Source organism: Paraburkholderia hayleyella (assembly GCF_009455685.1).
Taxonomy (GTDB): domain Bacteria; phylum Pseudomonadota; class Gammaproteobacteria; order Burkholderiales; family Burkholderiaceae; genus Paraburkholderia; species Paraburkholderia hayleyella.
In genome coordinates this window covers 1,717,278-1,738,721 of sequence record NZ_QPES01000001.1, presented here as the reverse complement: position 1 = coordinate 1,738,721, position 21,444 = coordinate 1,717,278, and the positions used below count along the sequence as shown (strand labels likewise).

Annotated in this window: 27 protein-coding genes; 11 read left to right on the top strand and 16 right to left on the bottom strand. The window is 56.1% G+C overall.

What is annotated here, in order from left to right:
- Window positions 1-73 precede the first annotated feature (73 nt).
- Entirely contained in the window at window positions 74-940 is an 867-nt protein-coding gene (locus GH657_RS07870; RefSeq protein WP_153100188.1) for a TylF/MycF/NovP-related O-methyltransferase, read from the top strand.
- Between the two features lie 140 nt (window positions 941-1,080).
- Here the strand turns inward: GH657_RS07870 and GH657_RS07865 are convergent, their stop codons facing one another.
- The 4 genes from GH657_RS07865 to mdlC all read right to left on the bottom strand — a co-directional run bounded on the left by GH657_RS07865 (window position 1,081) and on the right by mdlC (window position 7,144).
- Window positions 1,081-2,253, bottom strand: a complete 1,173-nt coding sequence (locus tag GH657_RS07865; protein ID WP_153100187.1) for a 4-hydroxybenzoate 3-monooxygenase — start codon at window positions 2,251-2,253, stop codon at window positions 1,081-1,083.
- 135 nt (window positions 2,254-2,388) lie between these two features.
- A complete protein-coding gene (locus GH657_RS07860; RefSeq protein ID WP_153100186.1) occupies window positions 2,389-3,738 on the bottom strand; it encodes an MFS transporter in 1,350 nt (449 codons plus the stop codon).
- Window positions 3,739-4,032: 294 nt separating this feature from the next.
- The gene (locus tag GH657_RS07855) at window positions 4,033-5,484 is read right to left on the bottom strand and encodes an aldehyde dehydrogenase (protein ID WP_153100185.1); all 1,452 of its coding nucleotides are present in this window, start codon (window positions 5,482-5,484) and stop codon (window positions 4,033-4,035) included.
- A 70-nt stretch (window positions 5,485-5,554) separates the two neighbouring features.
- The gene (gene mdlC, locus GH657_RS07850; protein WP_153100184.1) at window positions 5,555-7,144 is read right to left on the bottom strand and encodes a benzoylformate decarboxylase; all 1,590 of its coding nucleotides are present in this window, start codon (window positions 7,142-7,144) and stop codon (window positions 5,555-5,557) included.
- 388 nt (window positions 7,145-7,532) lie between these two features.
- Between mdlC and GH657_RS07845 the strand changes: the two genes are divergently transcribed.
- Together GH657_RS07845 and GH657_RS07840 are read left to right on the top strand one after the other, a co-directional pair.
- On the top strand, window positions 7,533-8,447 hold the full coding sequence (locus GH657_RS07845; protein ID WP_153100183.1) for a LysR family transcriptional regulator: 915 nt from the start codon (window positions 7,533-7,535) through the stop codon (window positions 8,445-8,447).
- Between the two features lie 233 nt (window positions 8,448-8,680).
- Complete coding sequence (locus tag GH657_RS07840) at window positions 8,681-9,613, top strand: ketopantoate reductase family protein (protein WP_153100182.1); 933 nt, start codon at window positions 8,681-8,683, stop codon at window positions 9,611-9,613.
- Here the strand turns inward: GH657_RS07840 and GH657_RS07835 are convergent.
- Together GH657_RS07835 and GH657_RS07830 are read right to left on the bottom strand one after the other, a co-directional pair.
- Window positions 9,610-10,131 (bottom strand): GNAT family N-acetyltransferase, encoded by a 522-nt coding sequence (locus GH657_RS07835; RefSeq protein ID WP_153100181.1) that lies wholly within the window; start codon window positions 10,129-10,131, stop codon window positions 9,610-9,612. The genes GH657_RS07840 and GH657_RS07835 overlap by 4 nt on opposite strands.
- Window positions 10,132-10,311: 180 nt before the next feature.
- A complete protein-coding gene (locus GH657_RS07830; RefSeq protein ID WP_220094859.1) occupies window positions 10,312-10,647 on the bottom strand; it encodes a YcgJ family protein in 336 nt (111 codons plus the stop codon).
- Window positions 10,648-10,652: 5 nt separating this feature from the next.
- On the opposite strand from GH657_RS07830, the gene GH657_RS07825 reads away from it, so the two are divergent.
- Together GH657_RS07825 and GH657_RS07820 are read left to right on the top strand one after the other, a co-directional pair.
- Complete coding sequence (locus tag GH657_RS07825; RefSeq protein WP_246174028.1) at window positions 10,653-10,904, top strand: hypothetical protein; 252 nt, start codon at window positions 10,653-10,655, stop codon at window positions 10,902-10,904.
- Window positions 10,901-11,194, top strand: coding sequence for a type II toxin-antitoxin system RelE/ParE family toxin (locus GH657_RS07820; RefSeq protein WP_153100180.1), 294 nt, complete (start codon window positions 10,901-10,903; stop codon window positions 11,192-11,194). The genes GH657_RS07825 and GH657_RS07820 overlap by 4 nt, the downstream gene beginning before the upstream one ends.
- Window positions 11,195-11,456: 262 nt before the next feature.
- Here the strand turns inward: GH657_RS07820 and GH657_RS07815 are convergent, their stop codons facing one another.
- Together GH657_RS07815 and GH657_RS07810 are read right to left on the bottom strand one after the other, a co-directional pair.
- Entirely contained in the window at window positions 11,457-11,738 is a 282-nt protein-coding gene (locus GH657_RS07815; RefSeq protein ID WP_153100179.1) for a helix-turn-helix domain-containing protein, read from the bottom strand.
- Window positions 11,735-12,073: a type II toxin-antitoxin system RelE/ParE family toxin gene (locus GH657_RS07810; RefSeq protein WP_153100178.1), complete on the bottom strand. Its 339-nt coding sequence runs from the start codon at window positions 12,071-12,073 to the stop codon at window positions 11,735-11,737. The genes GH657_RS07815 and GH657_RS07810 overlap by 4 nt, the downstream gene beginning before the upstream one ends.
- A gap of 145 nt (window positions 12,074-12,218) precedes the next feature.
- On the opposite strand from GH657_RS07810, the gene GH657_RS07805 reads away from it, so the two are divergent.
- The 3 genes from GH657_RS07805 (at window position 12,219) to GH657_RS07795 (ending at window position 14,730) form a co-directional block, all read left to right on the top strand.
- Window positions 12,219-12,569, top strand: coding sequence for a hypothetical protein (locus GH657_RS07805; RefSeq protein ID WP_220094837.1), 351 nt, complete (start codon window positions 12,219-12,221; stop codon window positions 12,567-12,569).
- Window positions 12,566-13,234 (top strand): recombinase family protein, encoded by a 669-nt coding sequence (locus tag GH657_RS07800; protein WP_246174027.1) that lies wholly within the window; start codon window positions 12,566-12,568, stop codon window positions 13,232-13,234. Before GH657_RS07805 ends, GH657_RS07800 begins: the two co-directional genes overlap by 4 nt.
- A gap of 317 nt (window positions 13,235-13,551) precedes the next feature.
- Window positions 13,552-14,730, top strand: coding sequence for a hypothetical protein (locus GH657_RS07795; RefSeq protein ID WP_153100176.1), 1,179 nt, complete (start codon window positions 13,552-13,554; stop codon window positions 14,728-14,730).
- A gap of 79 nt (window positions 14,731-14,809) precedes the next feature.
- On the opposite strand, the gene GH657_RS07790 is transcribed toward GH657_RS07795, so the two are convergent.
- Both GH657_RS07790 and trbL read right to left on the bottom strand, forming a co-directional pair.
- A complete protein-coding gene (locus tag GH657_RS07790; RefSeq protein WP_153100175.1) occupies window positions 14,810-15,463 on the bottom strand; it encodes a hypothetical protein in 654 nt (217 codons plus the stop codon).
- Between the two features lie 425 nt (window positions 15,464-15,888).
- On the bottom strand, window positions 15,889-16,647 hold the full coding sequence (gene trbL, locus GH657_RS07785) for a P-type conjugative transfer protein TrbL (protein ID WP_246174026.1): 759 nt from the start codon (window positions 16,645-16,647) through the stop codon (window positions 15,889-15,891).
- Window positions 16,648-16,732: 85 nt separating this feature from the next.
- On the opposite strand from trbL, the gene GH657_RS07780 reads away from it, so the two are divergent.
- From GH657_RS07780 to GH657_RS07770, 3 genes are read left to right on the top strand one after another with little or no spacing between them, the layout of a single operon-like run.
- On the top strand, window positions 16,733-16,888 hold the full coding sequence (locus GH657_RS07780) for a hypothetical protein (protein WP_153100174.1): 156 nt from the start codon (window positions 16,733-16,735) through the stop codon (window positions 16,886-16,888).
- Window positions 16,878-17,054: a hypothetical protein gene (locus GH657_RS07775; protein ID WP_153100173.1), complete on the top strand. Its 177-nt coding sequence runs from the start codon at window positions 16,878-16,880 to the stop codon at window positions 17,052-17,054. The genes GH657_RS07780 and GH657_RS07775 overlap by 11 nt, the downstream gene beginning before the upstream one ends.
- 17 nt (window positions 17,055-17,071) lie before the next feature.
- Window positions 17,072-17,242, top strand: coding sequence for a hypothetical protein (locus tag GH657_RS07770; protein ID WP_153100172.1), 171 nt, complete (start codon window positions 17,072-17,074; stop codon window positions 17,240-17,242).
- Window positions 17,243-17,299: 57 nt separating this feature from the next.
- Here GH657_RS07770 and GH657_RS18265 read toward each other — a convergent pair whose 3' ends face one another.
- The 6 genes from GH657_RS18265 to GH657_RS07745 form a co-directional block, all read right to left on the bottom strand.
- On the bottom strand, window positions 17,300-17,488 hold the full coding sequence (locus tag GH657_RS18265) for a hypothetical protein (protein WP_246174024.1): 189 nt from the start codon (window positions 17,486-17,488) through the stop codon (window positions 17,300-17,302).
- A 229-nt stretch (window positions 17,489-17,717) separates the two neighbouring features.
- On the bottom strand, window positions 17,718-18,167 hold the full coding sequence (locus GH657_RS18520) for a hypothetical protein (protein ID WP_425495733.1): 450 nt from the start codon (window positions 18,165-18,167) through the stop codon (window positions 17,718-17,720).
- A 40-nt stretch (window positions 18,168-18,207) separates the two neighbouring features.
- The gene (locus GH657_RS07755; protein WP_153100171.1) at window positions 18,208-19,929 is read right to left on the bottom strand and encodes an ABC-three component system protein; all 1,722 of its coding nucleotides are present in this window, start codon (window positions 19,927-19,929) and stop codon (window positions 18,208-18,210) included.
- Complete coding sequence (locus GH657_RS18465) at window positions 19,926-20,177, bottom strand: ABC-three component system middle component 6 (protein WP_343031264.1); 252 nt, start codon at window positions 20,175-20,177, stop codon at window positions 19,926-19,928. Before GH657_RS18465 ends, GH657_RS07755 begins: the two co-directional genes overlap by 4 nt.
- Window positions 20,174-21,094 (bottom strand): ABC-three component system protein, encoded by a 921-nt coding sequence (locus GH657_RS07750; RefSeq protein ID WP_153100170.1) that lies wholly within the window; start codon window positions 21,092-21,094, stop codon window positions 20,174-20,176. The genes GH657_RS18465 and GH657_RS07750 overlap by 4 nt, the downstream gene beginning before the upstream one ends.
- Before the next feature lie 46 nt (window positions 21,095-21,140).
- The gene (locus GH657_RS07745; RefSeq protein ID WP_153101685.1) at window positions 21,141-21,332 is read right to left on the bottom strand and encodes a type II toxin-antitoxin system RelB/DinJ family antitoxin; all 192 of its coding nucleotides are present in this window, start codon (window positions 21,330-21,332) and stop codon (window positions 21,141-21,143) included.
- Between the last annotated feature and the right edge of the window lie 112 nt (window positions 21,333-21,444).

Sequence of the window (21,444 nt, the reverse complement as noted above, 5' to 3'; positions counted from 1 at the left end):
GGCACTAGCCGTCGTTTATACTGCCCTGTCACATGACTTATACATACCCTCGGTACCTCGAATAAAAACATCCGTGCATCTTCGTTATAGTGATCGTCTCCCCCACCAACCAAGCCTGGAAAAAGATATGAGTGCTCGTTATTCATCTATATCAGTCATCTCCGGCATGAACAACCCAGCCGAACTCAACACCACCTTAAAAAAACTTCACCGCGCTGACGCAGAATCCATTGTCGCTGGCCGGAATATAACCGCAGGCCATACACGCGGCTGGTGTTTGGAATACGGTGCTCTGATCGAATCCATCAAAAACGACGAAGTCTATCGGGAAAGCCTCGAATTGGCCCTTGGCCGAACCATACTGGCCGAACACAAACTGATGAACCTGTTTCTTATCATGAAATTCGGGCTTGAGGGAATCACGGGGGATTTTCTGGAATTCGGCAGCTACAAAGGCGGCAGTGCCATCTTCATCGCTAACGTGGCGCGCCGCCTCCAACTCCCCGGTACCGTCTATGCCTTCGATACCTTCGCAGGCATGCCCAAAACCGACGAAGTTCTGGACTTGCATAAGCTGGGCGACTTCTCCGACACGAATTTCGATGACCTTGCTGCCTATGTGCATGAATTAGGACTGAGCAATCTCAAGCTGGTCAAAGGTTTATTTTCCGATACCGCGCCCCAGGTTTTAAAGTCGGTCAATGCCATCGCGCTGGCCCATATCGACTGCGACATCCATGATGCCGTGAAATACTGTCTCGATGCCGTCCAGCCGAAAATGCACCCGAAGGGTGGCTACATTACGCTGGATGACCCTTTGCACGGATCCTGTCTTGGCGCGCTGCAAGCCGTGGAAGACTGGATCATCCGCGAAAATCTCCGCGCGGAGCAAGCCTACCCGCATCTGGTTTACCGCTATCCGACGCTATCGCCAGGTTAATACACGGACACACACGGGCACACGAGCACACGGGCCGCCATGGTTTGACTCGCGGCGGCCCACGGCTTTACCTGCATCGCGGGCGCATCAAACAATCCTCGCGCGTCAAGCGGCAGAGTCCCCGCCGCTCAAGGCTCAAGCTAGATAGCCACGCAACCCACATAATTTTCCGCCAGCGATTTCGCCGCCGTCCGGGACGTCGTCACATGCTCCAGTTCGGCAACCTGTAACTGCTGCTCAAAGGGCGAGGCGTCGTCAAGGCGATGCATCATGCGCGTCATCCACCACGAGAAGTGCTCGGCCCGCCAGATCCGTTTCAACGCCGTTTCGCTGTAGGCCGCAAGGGCCGCCTCATTGCCGCTGCGGTACCAGATTTCCAGTGCATGACTGAGTATCCGGACGTCAGAAACCGCAAGATTGAGCCCTTTTGCACCCGTGGGCGGAACAATGTGCGCCGCGTCACCGGCAAGAAACAGGCGGCCGTGCTGCATCGTGGCCGAGACGAAACTCCGCATGCCCACGATGTTCTTCTGAAATATCTTGCCGTCGATGACTTGCTGCCCATCGGCGGAATCGACACGCGCATGCAATTCACTCCAGATCCGGTCGTCCGGCCACGCTTCCAGCGAGTCTTTCGGGTCGCACTGAAAATACATCCGCTGCACATTGGGCGAGCGCGTGCTAATCAAGGCAAAACCGCGATCGTGACGGGCGTAAATCAGCTCGTCGGCCGTCGGCCGTCCTTCAGCAAGAATACCGAACCACCCAAACGGGTAGACCCGCTCGTAATCGCGGCGAGCATCAACGGGAATAGCCGCGCGCGATACGCCTTGTGAGCCATCGCAGCCGATCACGAAATCGCATTCGAGCGTATGAGCCTCGCCTTCGTGCCGATACCGGATGGAAGGCGTTGGCGTCTCTATGCCATGCAGCGAAACGTCGTGGACCCCAAACAGGATCGTCCCATCCGCCGCCAGGCGTGCCGCCACCAGATCCTTGATGACCTCATGCTGGGCGTAAACGGTGATCGACTGGCCTGTCAAGCCATGCAGGTCAATGCGCCGCCGCTTGCCGTCAAACGCGAGTTCAATGCCATGGTGCAAGGCGCCTTCCGCCCTCATCCGCTCGCCGACGCCCGATTCGCGCAGCACGTCCATCGTGCCCTGCTCCAGCACACCCGCACGGATGGTCGATTCGATCTGCTCACGGGTACGCGCTTCGAGAACCACTGATTCGATCCCCCTGAGATGCAACAGATGGGACAGAAGCAGGCCCGCCGGGCCTGCTCCGATAATACCGACTTGAGTACGCATGAAAGTCTCCCAATCGGACAGCTTGTTTTAAGCTTGTCGAAGCCTAGTCTGGAGGCTGTCCGTTCGTTTAAACAACCACAAAGCTTGCCGTTTGCACACTCGGCTCGCTTTCCCAAAAGCGCTACCGGTGCAAGATCAAAGATGACCGAGGCGCGGAATATGACGTCGAACGGCCATCAGACAGACAAACACCATCAGCATGGCCAGGCCCAGCATGCCCAGATAAGCCGGCGCGCCGCCCTGAGTGATGAGCCATGCGCCAGCAAAAGCACTGAGAATAGCGCCCAGCCGTCCAAAGGCCAGCGCCAGCGCGGTTCCGGTGGCACGCACCTCGGTCGGATAGATGTACACGCACAAGGCGTACATCGTTGACTGGACCGCATTGACGAACAGCCCATGCAAACCGATGCAAAACACCAGCAACGTCGTGTGAGCGGAAAAATCAAGGCCGCGTAAAAACAGCGCGCTGGCCGCCGCCGCGAGACAACAGGCAAGCAATGGCCAACGTGAACCAAAACGCCCGATCGCCACGGCACAACCGAGCGCACCGATCACGCCACCGAGGTTATAAGCGGTCAGCCCTGAACCCGCCACCGACGGGCTAAGCCCCTCGCCTGCAAGCATGGTGGGAAGCCAGCTGAACGCGCTATAAACCGCAAGAAGATTCATGAAGAAAGCGATCCAGATGGCAATCGTGTCGCGCCCCCGGCCCGCCACGAACAGCGCGCCGAGACCCGCACGTTGCCCGGATTGCTGCTCTTTCCTGTCGGTGAAAATCACTTCTTTTTCAAACGGATGAGCCATTCGCGCCAGCAACGTGCGCAGTTCAGCCCATCGCTCCCTGTGACGGGCGAGATAGCGCGGCGATTCCGGCAGGATGAAAAAGAGCAGGACAGCAAATGCGACAGGAACGATGCCGCCGAGTGCAAAAAGACCACGCCAGCCATAGTGCGGCAGCACCATGCTGGCGAAGAGCCCGGCCAGCATGCCACCGAGCGGAACGCAGACGATGGTTGCGGTCACCGCAAGGGTTCGCCGCCGCGCCGGGGTGAACTCGGCCGTCATGGTGGTCGAGCTGGGCAAGGCTCCACCAATGCCGAGCCCGGCGCAAAAACGCAGGAACGCAATCGTTGCGACGTTGGGCGAGAGCGCAATCAAACTGGTTGCCAGACCAAAAACCAGCACGCTGCCGATGATCGCCCAGCGTCGGCCAAACCGGTCGGCAAACAACCCGGCGAAGGCACTGCCAATGCCCATGCCGACCAGACCCGCAGCAACGGCGGGAGCAAAAGCGTTACGCGTGATCCCCCATTCCTTGATCAAACTGGGGATAGCGAAGCCAATAAGCTGCCCGTCGAAACCGTCCATCACGATGGAAAGCGCGGCGAGCAGCACAATCATTTTCTGAAACGTGGAGAACCTTCCGTCGTCGAGCATGCGACCTATATCGACCGTCGGCGGAAGCAGCGTATTGTTATCGCTCATTGCACCACTCCGTTCACGTCAGCCCGAACAGGTGCACGGCAACAGGCAAGGCTTGCCTGACTGGAAAGAACCGCCACACGGCTGTGGAAGCAGCGTGGCAATCCAGATGGGTAAAGCGGCATGGAGTCTCCTGAGTTTTTATTGGCTGCCTGGCAACAGAACAGGCGAGCCTCATGGCATGGCATTGAGTTTTTGTGAGCGCCAGCCACATGAAAGTGCCGCAGACAAATGCGTACAAGGTTGGGTCCAAACCATAGTCAAGGCATAGGTCAAGGACCGTGTTGCAGGCCGTTATCAGAACGGGTAATGCCGGGGTCCGGTCTGGATGGTCAACCAGCGTAAATCGGTAAACTCGGCGACCCCTGCCTTGCCGCCAAAATGTCCGAACCCACTGGCTTTCATTCCGCCAAAGGGCATCTGCGCTTCATCATGCATAGTCGGACCATTGATGTGGCAGTGACCGGCTTCGACGCGCTTTGCCAGCGCCAGGGCCCGCGCGACATCACGGCTGAAAATGGCGGATGAAAGCCCATATTCGTTGTCGTTGGCGCAGGCCAGCGCTTCTTCATCGCCGTTGACCCGGACGATGGCTTTCACCGGTCCGAAAGATTCCTCACGATAGATATCCATCTTCGCCGTGACGTGATCGAGCAGCGTCGCCGTCATCAACGTGGTTTGAGATTGGCCGCCGCACACTAGCGTGGCTCCCTGCGCCAGCGCATCGTCGATCAGCGCATTGCATTTCGTGACTGTCCCCATATCGAAGACGGGCCCCATCACGGCCGGCCCTTTGCGCGGGTCGCCAAGCGAAAGGCTTGCCGTTTTCCTGGCCAGACGGGCGACGAACTCATCGGCGATTTTCTCGTCCACGACAATACGTTCGGTCGACATGCAGATCTGCCCCGAATTGATGAATGCGCCATAAGCAGCGGCCTCGACCGCTGCCGCGATATCCGCGTCGTGAAGAACCAGAAGCGGCGCCTTGCCACCCAACTCGAGCACCGAAGGCTTGAGGTACCTGGCGCATTGCGCGGCAATCATGCGGCCCACGCGCGTCGAACCGGTGAAGTTCACGCGCCGCACGGCCGGCTCCGCGATCAGCGCGTCGACAATCGCACCGGCATCGGCCGGCGCGTTTGTCACATAGTTCACGACACCAGGCGGCAAGCCCGCCTCCTGCAACGCCTCGATGATGATTCCGTGCGTGGCGGGACAGATCTCGGAGCCCTTCAGCACAATGGTGTTACCGCAGGCTAACGGCAGTGCGATCGCCCGCATGCCGAGGATGATGGGCGCATTCCATGGCGCGATCGCCAGCACCACCCCCGCCGCTTGACGCACGCTGAAGGCAACGCTGCCCGGCACGTCCGACGGAATCACCTCGCCTGTTATTTGCGTCGTCATCGCGGCCGCTTCGCGCAAGCCCTCCGCCGCAAGCGTGACGTTGGTCCGCGCCCACAGTTGGGCAGCACCTGTTTCCGCGATCATGACGGACACCAGCGCTTCGCTTTTGGCCTCCAGCACATCGGCGGCGCGGTTCAACAGCGTGCGCCGCTCGCCCGGTCCCATCGTGGACCAGGCTGCAAACGCGGCCGCAGCCGCGTGCACCGCCGCTTTCGCATCAGCCACCGAGGCGGCGGGTGCGCGCGATACCACCGTGTTGTCCAGCGGATTGCAACGTTCGAATGTCGCACCGCTCGATGCTGCGCAGCGCGCTCCGTTAATCAACATCGATACCAGGTTCATGACAGCCTCCAGCAACAAGTACGTGAAATGAGTACGTGAACACTTCACCTGTTAAGCAAACGACCCAGGGCTAGCTCACGACAATTTCCACGAGCCTTGTTTCGCCGGACGAAAGCGCTTGCGCTAACACGGGCAATAACTGCGATGCGTCGTCGACGCGCACGCCCTTACATCCCATGCCTTTAGCCAGCGAGACAAAATCGAGACCCGGAAGATCGGTTCCCTGCACGGGGTCAGAGGCAGAAAAGCCGAATACTGGAGCGAACTCCTGCAAAGCGGCATAGCGGGAGTTGTTGAGAATGACAAACGTAACCGGAAGGCCCTGTTGAACGGCGCTATAGATCGCCTGCGGGGAATACATGGTGGAGCCGTCGCCGATGAGACCGATCACACGCGTTCCCGGCCGGGCCAGGGCCACGCCGACTGCCGCGGGCATGCCATAACCCAGGCCGCCGCTCGCCATCGTAAAAAAAGTCTGGCTTTGCGTGAACGGCAGATAGCGTTGTATCGCCGGGCGCGAACTGGGCGCTTCCTCGACGACGATATCGGCGGGATCACGTACCTCTGCAAGCGTCTGCAAGGCAAACTCGACGGACATGACTTTGGTCGGCTCAGCCCGCTCGCAAGGTGGGCGGGGAGCAGGCAACGGCCGCGTTTTTGGCGCAGGGCGCGCCATCAGATCAGCGAGGCCAAGCTGGAGATTGGCCACAACCGCTGTGCCGAGCGGCGTCCAGGCGGCTATCGCAGGATCGTCGATCAGTTGGCATAGCTTCGCGCCAACGGGTATGTGCGGCCCATGGCCCTCGACGTGATACGTGAATGCTGGCGCGCCGAGCACGAAAATCAGATCGTGGCCTTCCAGCGCCTGCACGATTTTCTCGCGTATCGGCGGCAAAAACCCGGCGAAGAGCCGGTGATCTTCCGGGAAGCTGCAACGCGATGACATCGGCGCAACATAAACGCGGGCATGGTGGCGTTCCGCGAGACGGATCGCGTCATCCCATGCGCCCGCGCGATCGACTTGCGCACCCACGACGATAGCGGGCCGGACGCATTCATCGAGCGCCGCACCGATCTCCGCGAGCCGCTCCGGATCGGGCCTCGCACGGGTACTGACACGGGTGAGCTCAACGGGCGCGGCGGGCCGGTCCCAATCGTCAACTGGGATAGAAACGAAAACCGGGCCGCGTGGTTCCTGCATGGCTATGTGATAAGCACGGGCTATGGCAAGCGGCACATCCGCCGCCCGCGCGGGCTCGATGCTCCATTTCACGTAGGGCTTGGGCAGATTGACCGCCTGGGACGAAAAAAGAAACGGATCGAAGGGCAAGATGGAGCGCGCCTGCTGTCCAGCGGTAATCACCAGGGGGGACTGATTTTTAAAGGCGGTAAAAATGTTGCCCATGGCGTTACCCAAGCCCGCGGCTGAATGCAGGCTGACCAGCGCCGCATTGCCGCTTGCCTGGGCATAACCATCCGCCATGCCGATGACGGCGGCTTCCTGAAGCCCCAGGACGTAGCGGAAATCTGCCGGGAAATCGCGGAACATGGGCAGCTCGGTCGAGCCCGGATTAGCAAATACTGAAGTCATGCCAAGCCGGCGCAACAGTTCAACAACAACATTACGGACAGTTAATGGATCGATGATGCTTTCTTGCATTCCCACTCCTTTTTAGGTTCGCCACGGAGGCTATCAAGAATCACGATAAGGCGCAGTATGGAATCCGAATAATTATTTGAAAATTGCCAAAGCGGTAAAAAGTCATTACGTTACGGAATGGGTTGCGGGCCATGTCCACGCAAGCGTCAAGGCCGAAATCAAGGGTTGGTGAAGCAAACCGTGATCCAGCAAAGAATCGGGGATGACTGAACGGTTTCGCGGCGGGTAAAGAAGCCGCAAAGAGACCGGTAAAGGGATCGGAATCGAATAACGGATGGCTTGTGGGCAGCCCTGGATTGACTCCATAGGGAAGACCCCAACCCGCGCGCCCCGGTCATAGCACTCGTCATTTCGACTCCTAATCCATGTTTAATGCACCCTGCACGCCATGAGTTTTAATTTGCAACAGCTATCCATGTTCACTACGATCGTCTCAGCAGGCAGCCTGGGCCGGGCCGCGAGCGTGCTGGACATGACCCAGCCCGCGCTGAGCCGGTCGATCAAACGGCTTGAAGAATCAGTGGGCGCACCGTTATTCGAACGCCACACGAAAGGCATGCACCTGACTGCACTCGGCCGTGCGCTCGTGCCTCACGCGGTGTCACTGCAAAGAGAAGCCAAACAGGCACGCGAAGAGCTTGATGCCATCCGTGGACTGGCCAAAGGCGTGATCAAGGTGGGAGTGGTCGGCAGCATTGCGAGCCTCGTATTACCCATGGCGGTGGCGCAAGTGCTACAAAAATGGCCAAACCTGCGAGTGGAAATTTTGGAAGGTGTCTGGGACCGGCTAGCCGAAGGACTGCTCACGCACGAAATTGACCTCGCCTTGTCTACACCCGGCCAGGAAACCGACGAAATTTCGGCGATCTCGAACTGTCAGTGGTCTGACCGGAGCCATATCGTCGCCGCGCTGAGCCACCCGCTACACCGCAAACGCAATCTTGGGCTCGAAGATACGCTCAACGAGCGTTGGGCATTAACCCCCAAAGGCACCGGACCCTACCTGCATATGATGGAAACCTTCGAGGCAAGGGGCGTCGCCTTCCCCGAAATCGCCGTGGAAACGCGCTCCATCATTGTTCTTAAAAGCCTTGTGGCGCGCTGTGGTTTCGTGTCGTGGATGGCTGAGCCGATGTACGACACGGAGCGGACTTCGGGAATTTTCGACGCGCTGGATATTTCGGGCGTCGATGCACCGAGAACCCTGACCGCATTTCGTCGGCGCCAGGGAATGCTGCCTGCGTCCGCACTGAAACTGCTTGATGAGCTGCGTCTTTTAACCGGCAGGCTGGCACAGCGTTGAGCCAGACGGAAACTTGAAGCCATGTCTTTAAGGCATGACGTTGAACACACCTGGCAATTTTCAAGCGAATCCCTCCCACTCATACTGCCGCCAGGCGTACCCGTCATGTACCTTGGCCGATCACCCCGGTTCGGCCATGCATGCGCCGTGTTCAACCCCGCTGACGGAACTGATCAACACGGATACCGGGCTAACCGGGCACCGGGCCATACAAGACAAAGGCAACTCAACTCATGAAAATCGCTATTCTCGGCGCGGGTGCCATGGGATCGCTGTTCGGCGGCCTGCTCGCCGAACAAAACCAGGATGTGACGCTCCTCGACATCAATGAAGCGCACCTGTCGGCGATCCGCACGCAGGGGCTCATTCTGGAGACCCACGGTAGGCGCCGGTCGCTGACAAACCTGCGCGTCAGTCGCCCTGACAAAACAGAATCGATTCCCGAATTGCTGATGGTCTTTACCAAGTCCTTTCATACACGCGCGGCACTGTCTGACGTCAGCCGGGTGATGGGTCCGGACACAACCGTGCTGACGCTGCAAAACGGTCTGGGCAATGTCGAACTCCTGCGTGAGTTTGTCTCGCTTGAACAAATCGTCGTTGGCATGACGACCTGGCCTGCGGATATGTCCCGGCCGGGAGCCGTCAGTTCGCACGGAGCAGGCAAAATTCGGCTGATGTCGGCTGATGGCATTGCGCGACCAGGCGTGGAGGCCATCGCGGCGTTGCTGAATGCCGCCGGATTGCAGTGCAGCGTCGACCCCAACGTCTGGTCAGCCATTTGGGAAAAGGTTGCGTTCAACGCGGCATTGAACAGCCTGTGCGCCGTCACGGGCTGCTCCGTTGACGGCATTGCGGCCGTGCCAGGCGGGCTGATACTGGCCCGGGCCATCGTCGGGGAGGTGCTCGCTGTCGCTCAAGCCAAAGGGATCGACACCGATCGCGCGAGCTGCATGGAGAACGTGACTCAGGCCATCGCAAAGCATGTCGGACATCAACCGTCGATGCTGCAAGACGTGCTGGCTGGCCGTCGCACGGAAATCGAGGGCATCAATGGCGCCGTTGTCCGCGCCGCCCGGGAAGAAAACCTGCAGGTTACGCATACTGAAACGCTGCTTGAACTCGTTCGGCTCGTACAAGCCCGGGTAAGCGGCTTTGCTGGCTAACCTGTGTTTATTTCTGTTTTTGATGCTGGGCAAGGCCGAGCCTTGATAAGGTTTTTCGGTCGCGGAACCGTCTCTCCGTTTCTCCGTTTCTCGAAACGAAGATCTCCGTTGTCATATGACCTCACGGAATTCCAGCCCAGTTTCGTGCAGAAACCGCTGGCCCGGCTTCGTCCGTCCGTCTCCAGCCAAATCGTTTCATGCCGTTCGAACAGAAACGCCTCGGCTTTTTCCATGAGCAAACGGCCCAACCCACGGCCTTCCCAGGCGGGTTGAACAAAAACAGCGAATACGCTGCCTTCATCCGCATCCGCCATCGCAAACCCAACCGGAACACCCTCCGCTTCCGCCATCCAGATGCAGTCATCAGACGCGATGGCATTCTGTATGGCTTCGTGAGTAATCCCTCGCTCCGACAGCTCGGCCAGCGACAAATGGTTTTCCTTAACACTCGTGCGAATCTCGAAGATGTAATCGATATCCGCAGCGCGGGCGAGCCTGATACGGGTAGTCGTTGTCATGCGTGCTCTCGTCCTGGTGATCCTGCAGGGCTATTTGCCCGCCAAGGTGGTCAGAACGAAAGTCACACGTTCAGAAACGACCACGACATGATCAGGCTCAAGTTCTTTGCAAAATGCCATGTTTAACCATGCCGGATCCTGATGCTTTCCCAGTGCCTAATGACCTGATGGCCTGATGGTCTAGTGACCAAAAAGCAGTTTTGTGTATTTCCTGGAAATGGTTCCGCTGCGTTTGCCGTCTTCGCCGTAATACCGGTCACTACGACACAAGCGCTCTTTGACATCACAGAAAATGCCATTGGCAAAGGTGAATCCGGTCGGGTCGAAGTCACCTTGCGAGTACAGCCTGGCCGCAGCCTTCTTGCCGAGATATTTTTCAGTCAGTTCGCGGGAAACCCCGCCCGCACGGCTCGCACATAAATAGCGGTCGCACAGCACGCCCGGCGCTGGCGCATAGAGGGCGGCGCGCGGCGCCGCCTGCACAGGCAGCGCAGACACGGCCAGCAGCGCGGCCAGGAAGAATGGAGAAAATGTTTTATTCAATGGGATCACTTCGTTTTATCGAGATCACAAACAGGGATAAACGGCTGATATCGTTAATCAAGCAATACGCCCTCGAACGCCTGTTCCCCGGCGATACTGATGCCGGTCAGGCATGGCAGGAACTGAAAGCTTTGCTGGGGAACCGCATCAACGATGGACTTGCGGGGAAGGTGTCCACCAAGAGCATCGGCGAAATTCTTGATGAAGAACTCGCCGGGGATCGTACTTGACGGCCTACGTCCTCTCGGCGGAGGCCGAAGACGATCTACGCGGCATCATCCGCTACAAGCGCAAGCGCAAGCAATGGGGCGCTGCGCAGGTACGCCGTTACATCGCCAAGCTGGAACAGGGTATTGCCGGCCTCGCCGCCGGCCAGGGTTCTTTCAAGGATATGACCGAACTCTTTCCAGCGTTGCGGATGGCACGTTGTGAACATCACTACGTTTTCTGCCTACCGCGTGAGAGTGTGTCCGCGTTGATCGTAGCAATTTTTCATGAACGCATGGGCCTCATGACGTGACTGACAGACAGACAGGCTCAATGAGTCAAGGTAGACGATGGCAAAGCTAGTCAATATGCCCCAATCACTCCCACTCAATCGTCAATGATGAGGAAAAAGATCAGTATTTTCAAGGTACTTCTCTATTTTCATTCGAATGATGCCATGAAAAATACCAAGCTACTTTTGGCCCAAGCAGCTCAGATCAGGCATGTTGCGCTGGACGGTACTGTGCGCGCCGGTTCCCCCGCTGCCAAAGCGAGGGGCCAAAACTTCTTTGAGCTCACGCGGCTTCCAGCACGCGCATTTCCACGTGCATACCGGCAGCAGCAGCCATGTTGACCAGCGCATCCAGACCGAACAGACTAATTTTGCCGCGCATTAAATCTGACACACGAGGCTGCGTGACGCCGAACACCTTAGCGGCTTGAGACTGGCTCAGGGCAGCCGTTTCGATGTGCTTTTTCAAGGCCATCATCAGCGCGGAACGCAACTTCATGTTTTCCGCTTCTTCGGGGGTGTCCTCGATGGCATCCCACACGCTTGCGAATCGTTCGTTGCTCATTGCCCTACCTCCTTCAACAAGTCACGGTAGCGTTTAGCCGCTAAATCAAGGTCGCCTTTGGCTGTCTTCTCAGTTTTCTTCTGGAAGCAGTGCAGAACATAGACGGCATCGGACAGCTTGGCGACATAGATCACGCGGAAAGCGCCCGCCGCGTCTCGGATGCGAATCTCGCGGACTCCCTGCCCCACCGTGGGCATGGGCTTCCAGTCGTCAGGGTCGCGGCCGCTCTGCACTTGATCGAGTTGATGCCCGGCTTCACGTCGCGCGGCCGCTGGAAAAGCTCGTAAGTCGTCAAGGGCGCTGCCTCTGAATTCAAGCGGCTTGGGTCCTGTCATGGCGTAATTATACAAAATTTTGTATGGATGGCAAGCCCAACCTCACCGGCTTTCAGAGACTAAGCTCAGCGAGGTTGGCAAAATTGGCCTAGCCAAGATAGGTCGCTATTTCAATTTCCGAGCCTGTTGGGTGCGATAGGCCAAATTGACCATACCCAAATTAACCATGGTTGACCACATGCTAAGAAGACGTAAGCAAGAATTGGTTGTCTGTGAGCTGGACATCGACGTAGCCCTTGATCACCTAAGAGCGCTGCCGCACAGGGTACCGCTGCCGGTAAGTTGGGACCGCAAGCACCTGTTGAACCTACTACGTGAAGCGATTGGTGATAGGCCTAAGATCAACGAATACTGCGGCGTAGCGCCGGGCGTGTTTGCCATCATCAAACCATTTGGAGTTGACCTTGTTTCGTGCGGTGAGCCTGATGGCCGTTTGCAGGTCTGGCTGTTGATTCGGCCATGTGGCACTGATCCGACCCGGATCACGACGCTATGACAACGAAAGAGAAGGGGCTGGTTGCTGCGCCGTCCATGAAAGTTGCGCGCATCTACTTGCGCGTCAGTACCGACGAACAGGATTTGAGCCGCCAGGTGGCCATCGTGGAAAGTACACGCGATGCCGGTTGCTATGTCGCTGGTATTTACCGTGAGAAGGCATCGGGCGCACGCGCCGACCGGCCCGAGTTGCTGCGCATGATTGCCGACTTGCAGCCAGGCGAAATTGTGGTGGCCGAGAAGATCGACCGCATTAGCCGCTTGCCGCTGGCCGAGGCCGAACGTCTGGTGGCGTCGATCCGTGCCAAAGGTGCCCATTTGGCCGTGCCCGGCGTGGTTGACTTGTCCGATCTTGCGGCCGAGGCCCAAGGCGTGGCAAAGATCGTGTTGGAGTCTGTCCAAGAGCTGCTATTGAAGCTGGCATTGCAGATGGCCCGCGAAGACTATGAGGATCGGCGCGAGCGGCAGCGCCAGGGCGTCGAGCTTGCCAAGCAGGCTGGTAAGTACGCCGGCCGTCAGGCCAACACCACGATGCACGAAAGGATCATTGCGTTGCGTAGCGGCGGCCGTAGCATCGCGGAGACGGCCAAGCTGGCCGGATTCAGCGAGAGCCAGGTCAAACGAATTTGGTCGATGCGAGCGGCGATCTCACCATCAGAAAGTTAAAGGCCGTGTCATTTTCAGAAGACGACTGCACCTGTCATTTTCAGAAGACGACTGCACCAATTTGCGGATCGCCGGCCTCGACCCGCTTCTGGTTTTCCAGTCCCCGATATGAAGGCGTCTCTAAATTATTTGATAAAGTAAAAATGGAATTGAGTGAATCTAGAACTCTTGATTTTTGAGATGAAAATGACACGTTGCCATATAAGAAATAATATAAATGGCTACAATGGTGGCTTATGAGCAAGCTAATAATTTTTACGACTTGAAATCCAGAATTCTAGAAGTGTTGTTAACTACCTGATCCAGTAAGGAATTAAATGAATCTTTTCAAAGTAATTCAAACAGAAGCCCCTCTTTGTGACGAATTCAAATCAATACTTGCAGACCCATACTACCAACCTGTCCATAAAGTTCTGCAGGGATGGGGAGAAGGCCTATTGGAAAGGGCCGGGGAGCAGCGTAAATTTGTTGTCGAATTCCAGACCACATTTAACTCATCATTCTGGGAACTGTATCTTAACAAAGTATTCATGGAACTGGGATATTCAGTCGATTATACAAAGGACAGACCTGATTTCTGCATAACTACACCTGAGGGTCATCAGTTCAATGTCGAAGCAGTAATATCTGATAGAAGTAAGGTTTTAACTAAAGACGAGGAGAAAATGGATAAGGAAACCTATGCTCAGCATTCCACCATCAAACTAATAGGCAAGTTGAAAGATAAGAAGGATCTTTTTACAGGCAGTGAGAAGAAAAAGAATTCTTACTCTTCACTGGAGCATGTGAAAGATAAGCCTTTTGTTATCGCCATCGCCCCGTTTGATAGCAAGATGTCCTTGTTCCAAAATAACACGATGATTAATCGGGTGTTGTTTGGAATAGAGGTTCCTGACTTGGATGATTTTATTGTAGGTAAACAGAGAACGGTCAGTTCAATTTACAAGCCCAATGGTGCAAAGATTGAAGTCGGTATCTTTACGAATGACTCATATAAAGAGATCAGCGCGGTAATATTCTCCACTACTGGTACGCTTGGTAAAGCCATTATCGAAAGTGGTACAGCGCGGCTAGTGAGATCTACCCGTTTTAAAACGATGGGAATGAACGAATTCATATCTAAGGAAGGTATGGGAAATGAAGGTCGGCAGGTCCATAGGCTGAGCCGCTATAATTATCTCATCATCAATCGGATATTCGATGGTGACCTAGTATTCGGCTTAGATACAAGTGTTTGCCATTCCTCAGAGTGGACAGAAACGCATTTAGACGGTTTGCATATCTACTACAACCCATTCGCCACAACTCCATTAGACCCCAAAATATTCAAAGCTAAAGAAATTACTCATAACTTTTACGATATCGATCGACAAGAACCAGACATGCAACATCCTGACGGGGCTTTAGTCTCTAGGCAGGTATATGAACCCTCAAAGCAATGGTTGGACTTTTTAGTGGCTACAAACTGCCCTGAGTTTATTACTGATACCAAGTAGCCCGGCACCGAGCAGAAATCATCGGGCCACTGGCAGCGCTTGTTCTTATTGCACATACTTACTTTTGAGCGTAGTGCACTCACTTCTGATCATCCATGCACTTGTCTTCTGACAATGACAGGCCGACTTTAACCGAAATCATGAGCTGGGCGTGCTTGGCATCAACACGGCATTGCATTTCTTCCACCGAGTTGACTATTTCAAGAATATTTAAGGGTGTTCCTTGGAAGCGGAAGATTTGTGTGCCCGGATCAAAATGGCGCATCACGTTCTGCTCCTTTGCGCCATGTTGCGTAATCACAGACCATGGGCTGATGTAATTTTGCCAGTAGTCAGGCGGCATATCGACGTCGGCTATCCATTTGGCCAAGCGTTCATCGAAATGTTCAAGATCGTTACGCAATGTGCGCTCGCACAAGGGGTGACCATTTGCGGGCAGATCAAGCAGCTCGCGTAGTTTTTCAGAAGCACTCTTGTCTTCAGAAGCACTCTTGCTTTGAGCTGATTTCTGAGTGTTGCCTGGCCATAGTAGACGCGAAATAACCCCGGTGTGGGTGAGGATGCTGTGCACATTGCGAAACACCTCCGCAGTCTGCATCTCACCTTTTTCAATGGTTTGAATGGTTCGGGTGGGTTCTGAGTTCTTCAGGGAGTTGAATGCATTTCGTGCCATGCGGCATTGCGTACCGATCTCCTCCAGGTAAAACAACTGAAGCAAAAATGAAGAATCCATCGTATCGACTCCCGTGTGCTGAACCTTGGGAAAACCGATTCCCTTGGCTTTATATTGGAACAGGTTAATTAACGCCGCAGCGAATCCGCTAGACCGAAGCCAGCGGCCTACGTAAAGAACAGGTATCGCGCCTTGCTCATCGGGATACGGATGTGCCCGCGGCGATCTGGCCAGCCTTCGTTAACATGCTGCCAGCCGACTTCTGTTTGCCTGGGGCATCGCTGTCCTTGGTGTCAGAACCGGCACCTTTGCTTCCACTGCCGCTGCTCGAGCTGGCGGCCTTATCGCTACCATCAGAACCGCTGTTGCTGCCGAAGCCTTTTCCGCCAGCGTTGTCTCCGCCGCCGAAACTATCACTGCCCGAGCTACTGTCGTCCATTGCAGAGGCAAGGGCGCTGCCGCTACCGCTACTGGCATCTCCACTGCTACCTCCCCCCAGAGGCCGCGCTCATAACGTCGCTCATGCAGCTGCCCTCATTCGCTGCAGCTGATGCCTTTGAAAAGGCCGCCATCAGCGCCTGTGAGCCACCGGTTGCACTAGCAGCGCCGGCCATCGCAGCCGCACCCATCACCGCGCCTGCGCCAAAACCGCTCCCTAGGGAGTGTGCGCCGCCACCCATTGCTAGGCCGCCAATCATCGGCGGTGCAGTCTTGACCAGAGCCAGCAAGCAAATAGAGGCGACGAGCATTACGCCCAATTCCTTGAGACTGATGCCTACGCTCATGCTCGCGTAATATTCGTCAACGAACGACTTGCCGATGCCGACAAGTAGCACCATCGTGAAAAGTTGGGCGGCGATGTTTAGGACGGTTTTGTAGTAGTTGATCGCCATGTCCGAAGTCCAGCGCGTCCCACCGAAACCGAGAAAGAAAACGCCGGCATAGGTCAATATCCAGCCGCTCACTAGGAGTAACAGCATGTTCACGCCGGTTAACGCTAGGATAACGAGGATTACTGCGCTGAGCGTGATGCCAGTAGCACTATCGACTGGCGACCACACTGAGGACTGATCGAGCACCTTAAAGAAAATGTCGAACCCAATATCCACTATTCCAGAGGGTGCCAGCGTTGAGCCTAAGCCGCTGGCACTAGCCGCAATTTGGCGCATGGAATTCATGACACGACTGACAGACAGGCTCAATGAGTAAAGGTAGACGATGGCAAAGCTAGTCAACATGTCCATTCGGGTCGATGCCGAGCTGAAAGCCGCTTTTCTGGCAGTATGCCGAGATGATGGATGCAACGGCGCAGAAGTGATCCGCTTCGCCATGCAAACGATTGTTGATGCCTCTCGCAATCTCGATACCTTCCGCGCCCAGCTCGTGACCGACACGGCGGAACCTGCGCCGTTTCACACGCGCGAATGGATGCGCCAGACGGTGCGCCGCTCCGTGGTCGAGATTTTCAGGCAGCATGATGGATGAACACGCCCGCCGCCGCCAGGCCCGGGAGAGCTTCAAGAATGACGCGCTGCGGGCCTGGAAGGATTACCAGCTCAACGGCCGGCATTTGACGCTGACAGAAGTCGATGCATGGCTAAAAACTTTGGGTACGCCAGGGGAAACAGCGATGCCGACCCAACACACCTGACAAACCGGGGACAGGCTATGCCCGAACTCGATCCTGAAGTTGCTGACGAAGTGCCGTGGTCCGACAGGATCGCCCCTGACGATGAGACCCATTTTGTCACCTATATGCGGCTTCTCGATGCTGAGGCAGACAGCGCGGACTGGCAGGGTATTCCCCCCGTTCTAACCGTCGAGAGAGGTAGAGGCTAAGCCGCTATGGCCGATCGCTGTTTCGGGGTTATGCCACCGAGCGCCATGTTTGGGCGTTCATGATTGTAAGACCAAAGCCATTAAGTCACGCAGATGCTGATAGGAGCGTTGCAGCTCGATCACGATGGTGAGGCCAAGAACTGAGAAGAGAACATCGGCTTCCCACTTGCCACCGCTCGGTGATCGGCCCGGCACCTCATCACCGCCCTGGATACCCATACCGACCAAGGCGGCCAGCACGGCCACCTTGCCAACCTTGTCGCAGTGGCGCACTCGTCCGATAGATGGGCGAAGAATGGCAGGCCGTTGATGCTAGTCTTGAGCACCGCCGGTGCCTTGCAGCAAGGCATCATGAAGTCGCCGAACTGGGCGGCCTGCTTCAAAGCATCCCATTCGGCGCCGGGGATCGCGGCCGCGTCCACCGGCCGACCATCACAAGTCCATGCTTATTGCGTCATCTGTCTCCCAACAACGTTTAGCGATTCTGCGCCCTGCGCCGTTCTCGCTCCTGGTCGGCCAGTTCGCCCGGCCAAGCAGCCAACTCGTCATTGGTGAGGTCAGCCAGGATTTCGGCCAAACTGGTTGTTCTGACGTGGCTAGGCGGTTCAAACAGGTACCCTGTAGCCTTCATCTTTGCCTCGATTTCTTCGGTGATGAAGAACGGTTCATCGCTCTGATGCTCGTACATGCGTTTTTCCTGGTCGTCGCTGACACTGATGCCAAAGCGCAGGCGGGTCCATTCGTCGCTTTCCGCCCGTGGCATCCATACCGAAATGCCACGTCTCACGGTACGGCCCTGTTCGTCGCCCTCATCCTGGAAACTCAAAATCCATTGATCGGCATCGAGCGGTTGGTCATAGCGCCGCTTCGCCGTCATCGTCTCTTGAAGTTCGCGCAGCCGTTGCCAGCGTTCTTCTTCGGTCATGGATGAGCCTCCTCCCAGTTGGTGGCCACCACCATGTCGTTCAGCCGAACCGAATGCCAAACAGCCCGCCGTCTTCAGTGGCATCGGTCAAGCGCGTGGGAAGTACATAGTCGTTGAGATCGAAGCCCTCTATGGTTTCCTTGAAAGCGTCGTCTTCATTCATCGTCACGATGTATTGAAAACCAAGCTCCTGCGCAATCTCTGATCCAAGACGCAACGCACTGATAACCTGACGCCCATCAACGCCATCGAACAGATGGCTGTCATGGATCAGAAATCCGGGGCCGATCTGACGCTTGGCGCACAAACGCATGAGCATCATGTCGAAGCAGAAAATCTGCATATTCTTGATGCCCTTGCTGCGTTCACCCTGCATCGGAAACTTAAACATTGGACCGTTGGAAGTTTCATCGACCGTCATACTGCCGGCCGATTCGTACAGCCGTTCTGATGTTTCCTCGAATGCGACGATGGCTTCGGCCAGTCTGTCCTTCTGTTCGGCGAAGTCGCGCCGTAGACGGATCGTGAGGCGGTTGCGCTCGATCTCCAACTCATTCTTTGTGCCTTCGAGTTGCTCTGCGGCTTCGAAGCGCTGCCGCAGCGATTCCACATCGGACTCTAGCCGCCCCAGTTCTCCTTGAAGCTTTAGAAATTGCTCGAGCGCACCATGACTTCTGAGGACGCCGAGGATTTCACCGCGCCGCTGGTCGAGCTGCGCCTTTTCCCCGTCGCGCAGCTCGATGCGCAGCTTGGCGGCTTCGAGTTCGCTGGACAGGTAGTCCTTGCGATTGCGCACCACCGATTCATGGAAACTCTTCACATCTTCGTAGCGGCGCTTGACCAGCCCAGGAAGCGCGATGCCTGCTTCTTGATAGACGGCCTGAAGGTCTTCAAGGTCGGGAGGAATCTCGGAAGCCAGCGCGCCTTCCAGGTCGCGGATAGCGGAGAAGTCGATGGTGTTGGCATTAGCCAACTCATTGAGCTGGCGTGTCAGTGTCGAGCTTTCAACTTCCAGTTCCCGGTATTCCGGTAGCACTTGGAAGGACTCGATTTCTGCGTGGAGCTTCTTGAGACGCGCTTCTTTCAAGGTCAGTTGCGTGCGCAAGTCTGCGGCCTTGCCAATGATTGAACCAAACGCGCCGGTTCCGGCTGCCTTCTTCAGCTCTTCCAGGGTCTTTTCACGATCACGAACAGCTTGCCAATCGCGTGCGATCTGCCAATCCAATCCGAGCAGAAACATTAGCGCCATTTGCATGTCACCAGTTCCTTGCATCGTGGCCTGCTTTTCTGGCGTCATGAACGCGCCACTCGCCTGCCGGCGCACGAAGTAGGCAAACAATGACCGAAACGAAGGCGGCTTGCTGCCTGTAGCTTCGAGGCTGCTCAAGCCGAACATTTGCTCGCCGAGAAAAGCACACCACTCGGTTGCTGAAAATTTGACCTTGGCGTCCGGCGGGGTTGTTACGAAGATTTTGGCTTTGGCGCTGCCACTGCGCTCAACGACAGTGCGCCCAGCCTTCAAATCGAAATCCATGCCGAAGAGATATTCGGCTAGTTCCTGGGTGCGAAAAATAGATTTCGGACCGGCTTCCGAGCCTGTCAAGAAATGCACAAGCTCGACGAAACTACTTTTACCTGCGCGATTGCGCGTTTGCTTGGTGCTCGCTCCCTCTGTTTTTTGGGCGAGCAATACATTCAGGCCAGGCTTCAGATCATCGAGATTCTTGAAAGTGGGCAGCGTGCTGAAAATGTGGTGAATCAAGCTGTCCTCCGTGCCACCAGGCCACTGTTGAGTTCGATGGTCCCAAGGGCGTACAAAAGATCAAGTGCTAGCAAGAACCAGTCGTAGGTGATACGCCGAGGCGTTGTGGCAGTTAAACCCGTCTCGTGCCTGTTCAATTCCTCCCATAGCGCAGAAACGGTCTTGGGGCGTGCAAGGAAAGTCAGAACATGACCGCCGACGGTCAGCAGCGCGCGGTCCTGTGGAAGATGTTTGGATGGCAGGATCATGCTACCCCCACTGCTTGGGCATCTTCGAAAATCTCGCACTTATCGAACAGGTAGGCCATGACAGCCAGCACCGCCGCCTTGTGCGTGGGCGTGGTATTCGCCATTCCTCCGGCCCAGACTTCGAGTCGGCCGAAGATTTCATCGGGATGGAGGTGGGGCGTCGCGTCCCTCAGCGCCACGTATTCGTTCTTGAACGCTAGAGCAATCTGCTCGCCGTAGGTGGGGTCCTTCCAGTTGTTGAAGAACTGCGTGACGAGTGGCGATTTCTGCATACCGATCTTCAGGAAATCGGCGACAGCCTGAGACAGAAGATTTGCCTCGATCTTCCCGCGTGACACGTCCTTTACTTCACTCGTCATCGGTATGGGAGTGATGCTGATGTGAGTGAGCACGGCTACCAAATCGCTGTAACCAAGATTGATGTTCGCTTCCATCGTCAGTGAGGGGCCAAACCAAGATTCAAGATCGTGCAGACTCAACTGGCGGAACTTCGCCAGCATCTCCTCGTATCCACAGTGGCCGATCTTGATCTTCGGATTTTCTTGCCCGAGCTTGGCCAGCACTTCGATGATGTGCGGCCCCAAGCGGCCATCGGGTGCATTGTGGACGAAGGTCCACTCATCGAAGTATTTCTCCCAGTGCTCTTTGGCACCCTCGAAATCTTCGTTGATCTTCCTGATGGCTTCAGCGGCGCTCAATTCATTGGGAGCGTAGCTCTGGAACAGGATTCGCTCCGAGGGCAGATATCCATCGTTCTTCCGATCTCCAACGTTGCCCCAAGGGCGACAAGCCATGAAATCGTTGGGGTGGGCCTTCGACATCAGCTTTTCGAACAGGCGTTGAAACCCGTCCCCTTTGGACTCCAAGAAAGCAATGCGAAAGTCTTTCTCGTAATTCAGTTGCTGTATGCGATCCATACGGTTCAGGCCCTTGATCGGATAAAGTTGTCATGCATCTGTAGGCTCATGGCTTCTTTCGATCAAGCTGAGGTAGGCCGCAGTTAACGTCAAAGGGAAGTGCCTTGTCAGCGGCGATTCGAGTGAGCAATATCCTTATTGCATCCGAAACGGACAAGCCCATTTGGGCCAAGACGTTGGCGGCCTCCTCTTTGATATGCCCGTCAATTCGGGCGCGGACGACATCTGAATTTGCCATCAAAATAGCTCGCATAGCGGATGTAGCCACATTGTGGCTCGTTTGGGCTATGAAGTCCACTTGGCGTACCAGGCAAACACGGAGTGCGTCAACGACACGCTCCGAGAGCACT

Coding starts and splice junctions, on each gene's coding strand:
- GH657_RS07865 (WP_153100187.1), bottom strand. CDS start 2,253: ATGCGTACTCAAGTCGGTATTATCGGAGCAGGCCCGGCGGGCCTGCTT.
- GH657_RS07860 (WP_153100186.1), bottom strand. CDS start 3,738: ATGAGCGATAACAATACGCTGCTTCCGCCGACGGTCGATATAGGTCGC.
- GH657_RS07855 (WP_153100185.1), bottom strand. CDS start 5,484: ATGAACCTGGTATCGATGTTGATTAACGGAGCGCGCTGCGCAGCATCG.
- mdlC (WP_153100184.1), bottom strand. CDS start 7,144: ATGCAAGAAAGCATCATCGATCCATTAACTGTCCGTAATGTTGTTGTT.
- GH657_RS07845 (WP_153100183.1), top strand. CDS start 7,533: ATGAGTTTTAATTTGCAACAGCTATCCATGTTCACTACGATCGTCTCA.
- GH657_RS07840 (WP_153100182.1), top strand. CDS start 8,681: ATGAAAATCGCTATTCTCGGCGCGGGTGCCATGGGATCGCTGTTCGGC.
- GH657_RS07835 (WP_153100181.1), bottom strand. CDS start 10,131: ATGACAACGACTACCCGTATCAGGCTCGCCCGCGCTGCGGATATCGAT.
- GH657_RS07825 (WP_246174028.1), top strand. CDS start 10,653: ATGGAGAAAATGTTTTATTCAATGGGATCACTTCGTTTTATCGAGATC.
- GH657_RS07815 (WP_153100179.1), bottom strand. CDS start 11,738: ATGAGCAACGAACGATTCGCAAGCGTGTGGGATGCCATCGAGGACACC.
- GH657_RS07810 (WP_153100178.1), bottom strand. CDS start 12,073: ATGACAGGACCCAAGCCGCTTGAATTCAGAGGCAGCGCCCTTGACGAC.
- GH657_RS07800 (WP_246174027.1), top strand. CDS start 12,566: ATGACAACGAAAGAGAAGGGGCTGGTTGCTGCGCCGTCCATGAAAGTT.
- GH657_RS07795 (WP_153100176.1), top strand. CDS start 13,552: ATGAATCTTTTCAAAGTAATTCAAACAGAAGCCCCTCTTTGTGACGAA.
- GH657_RS07790 (WP_153100175.1), bottom strand. CDS start 15,463: ATGGATTCTTCATTTTTGCTTCAGTTGTTTTACCTGGAGGAGATCGGT.
- trbL (WP_246174026.1), bottom strand. CDS start 16,647: ATGGACATGTTGACTAGCTTTGCCATCGTCTACCTTTACTCATTGAGC.
- GH657_RS07780 (WP_153100174.1), top strand. CDS start 16,733: ATGCAAACGATTGTTGATGCCTCTCGCAATCTCGATACCTTCCGCGCC.
- GH657_RS07775 (WP_153100173.1), top strand. CDS start 16,878: ATGATGGATGAACACGCCCGCCGCCGCCAGGCCCGGGAGAGCTTCAAG.
- GH657_RS07770 (WP_153100172.1), top strand. CDS start 17,072: ATGCCCGAACTCGATCCTGAAGTTGCTGACGAAGTGCCGTGGTCCGAC.
- GH657_RS18520 (WP_425495733.1), bottom strand. CDS start 18,167: ATGACCGAAGAAGAACGCTGGCAACGGCTGCGCGAACTTCAAGAGACG.
- GH657_RS18465 (WP_343031264.1), bottom strand. CDS start 20,177: ATGATCCTGCCATCCAAACATCTTCCACAGGACCGCGCGCTGCTGACC.
- GH657_RS07750 (WP_153100170.1), bottom strand. CDS start 21,094: ATGGATCGCATACAGCAACTGAATTACGAGAAAGACTTTCGCATTGCT.
- GH657_RS07745 (WP_153101685.1), bottom strand. CDS start 21,332: ATGGCAAATTCAGATGTCGTCCGCGCCCGAATTGACGGGCATATCAAA.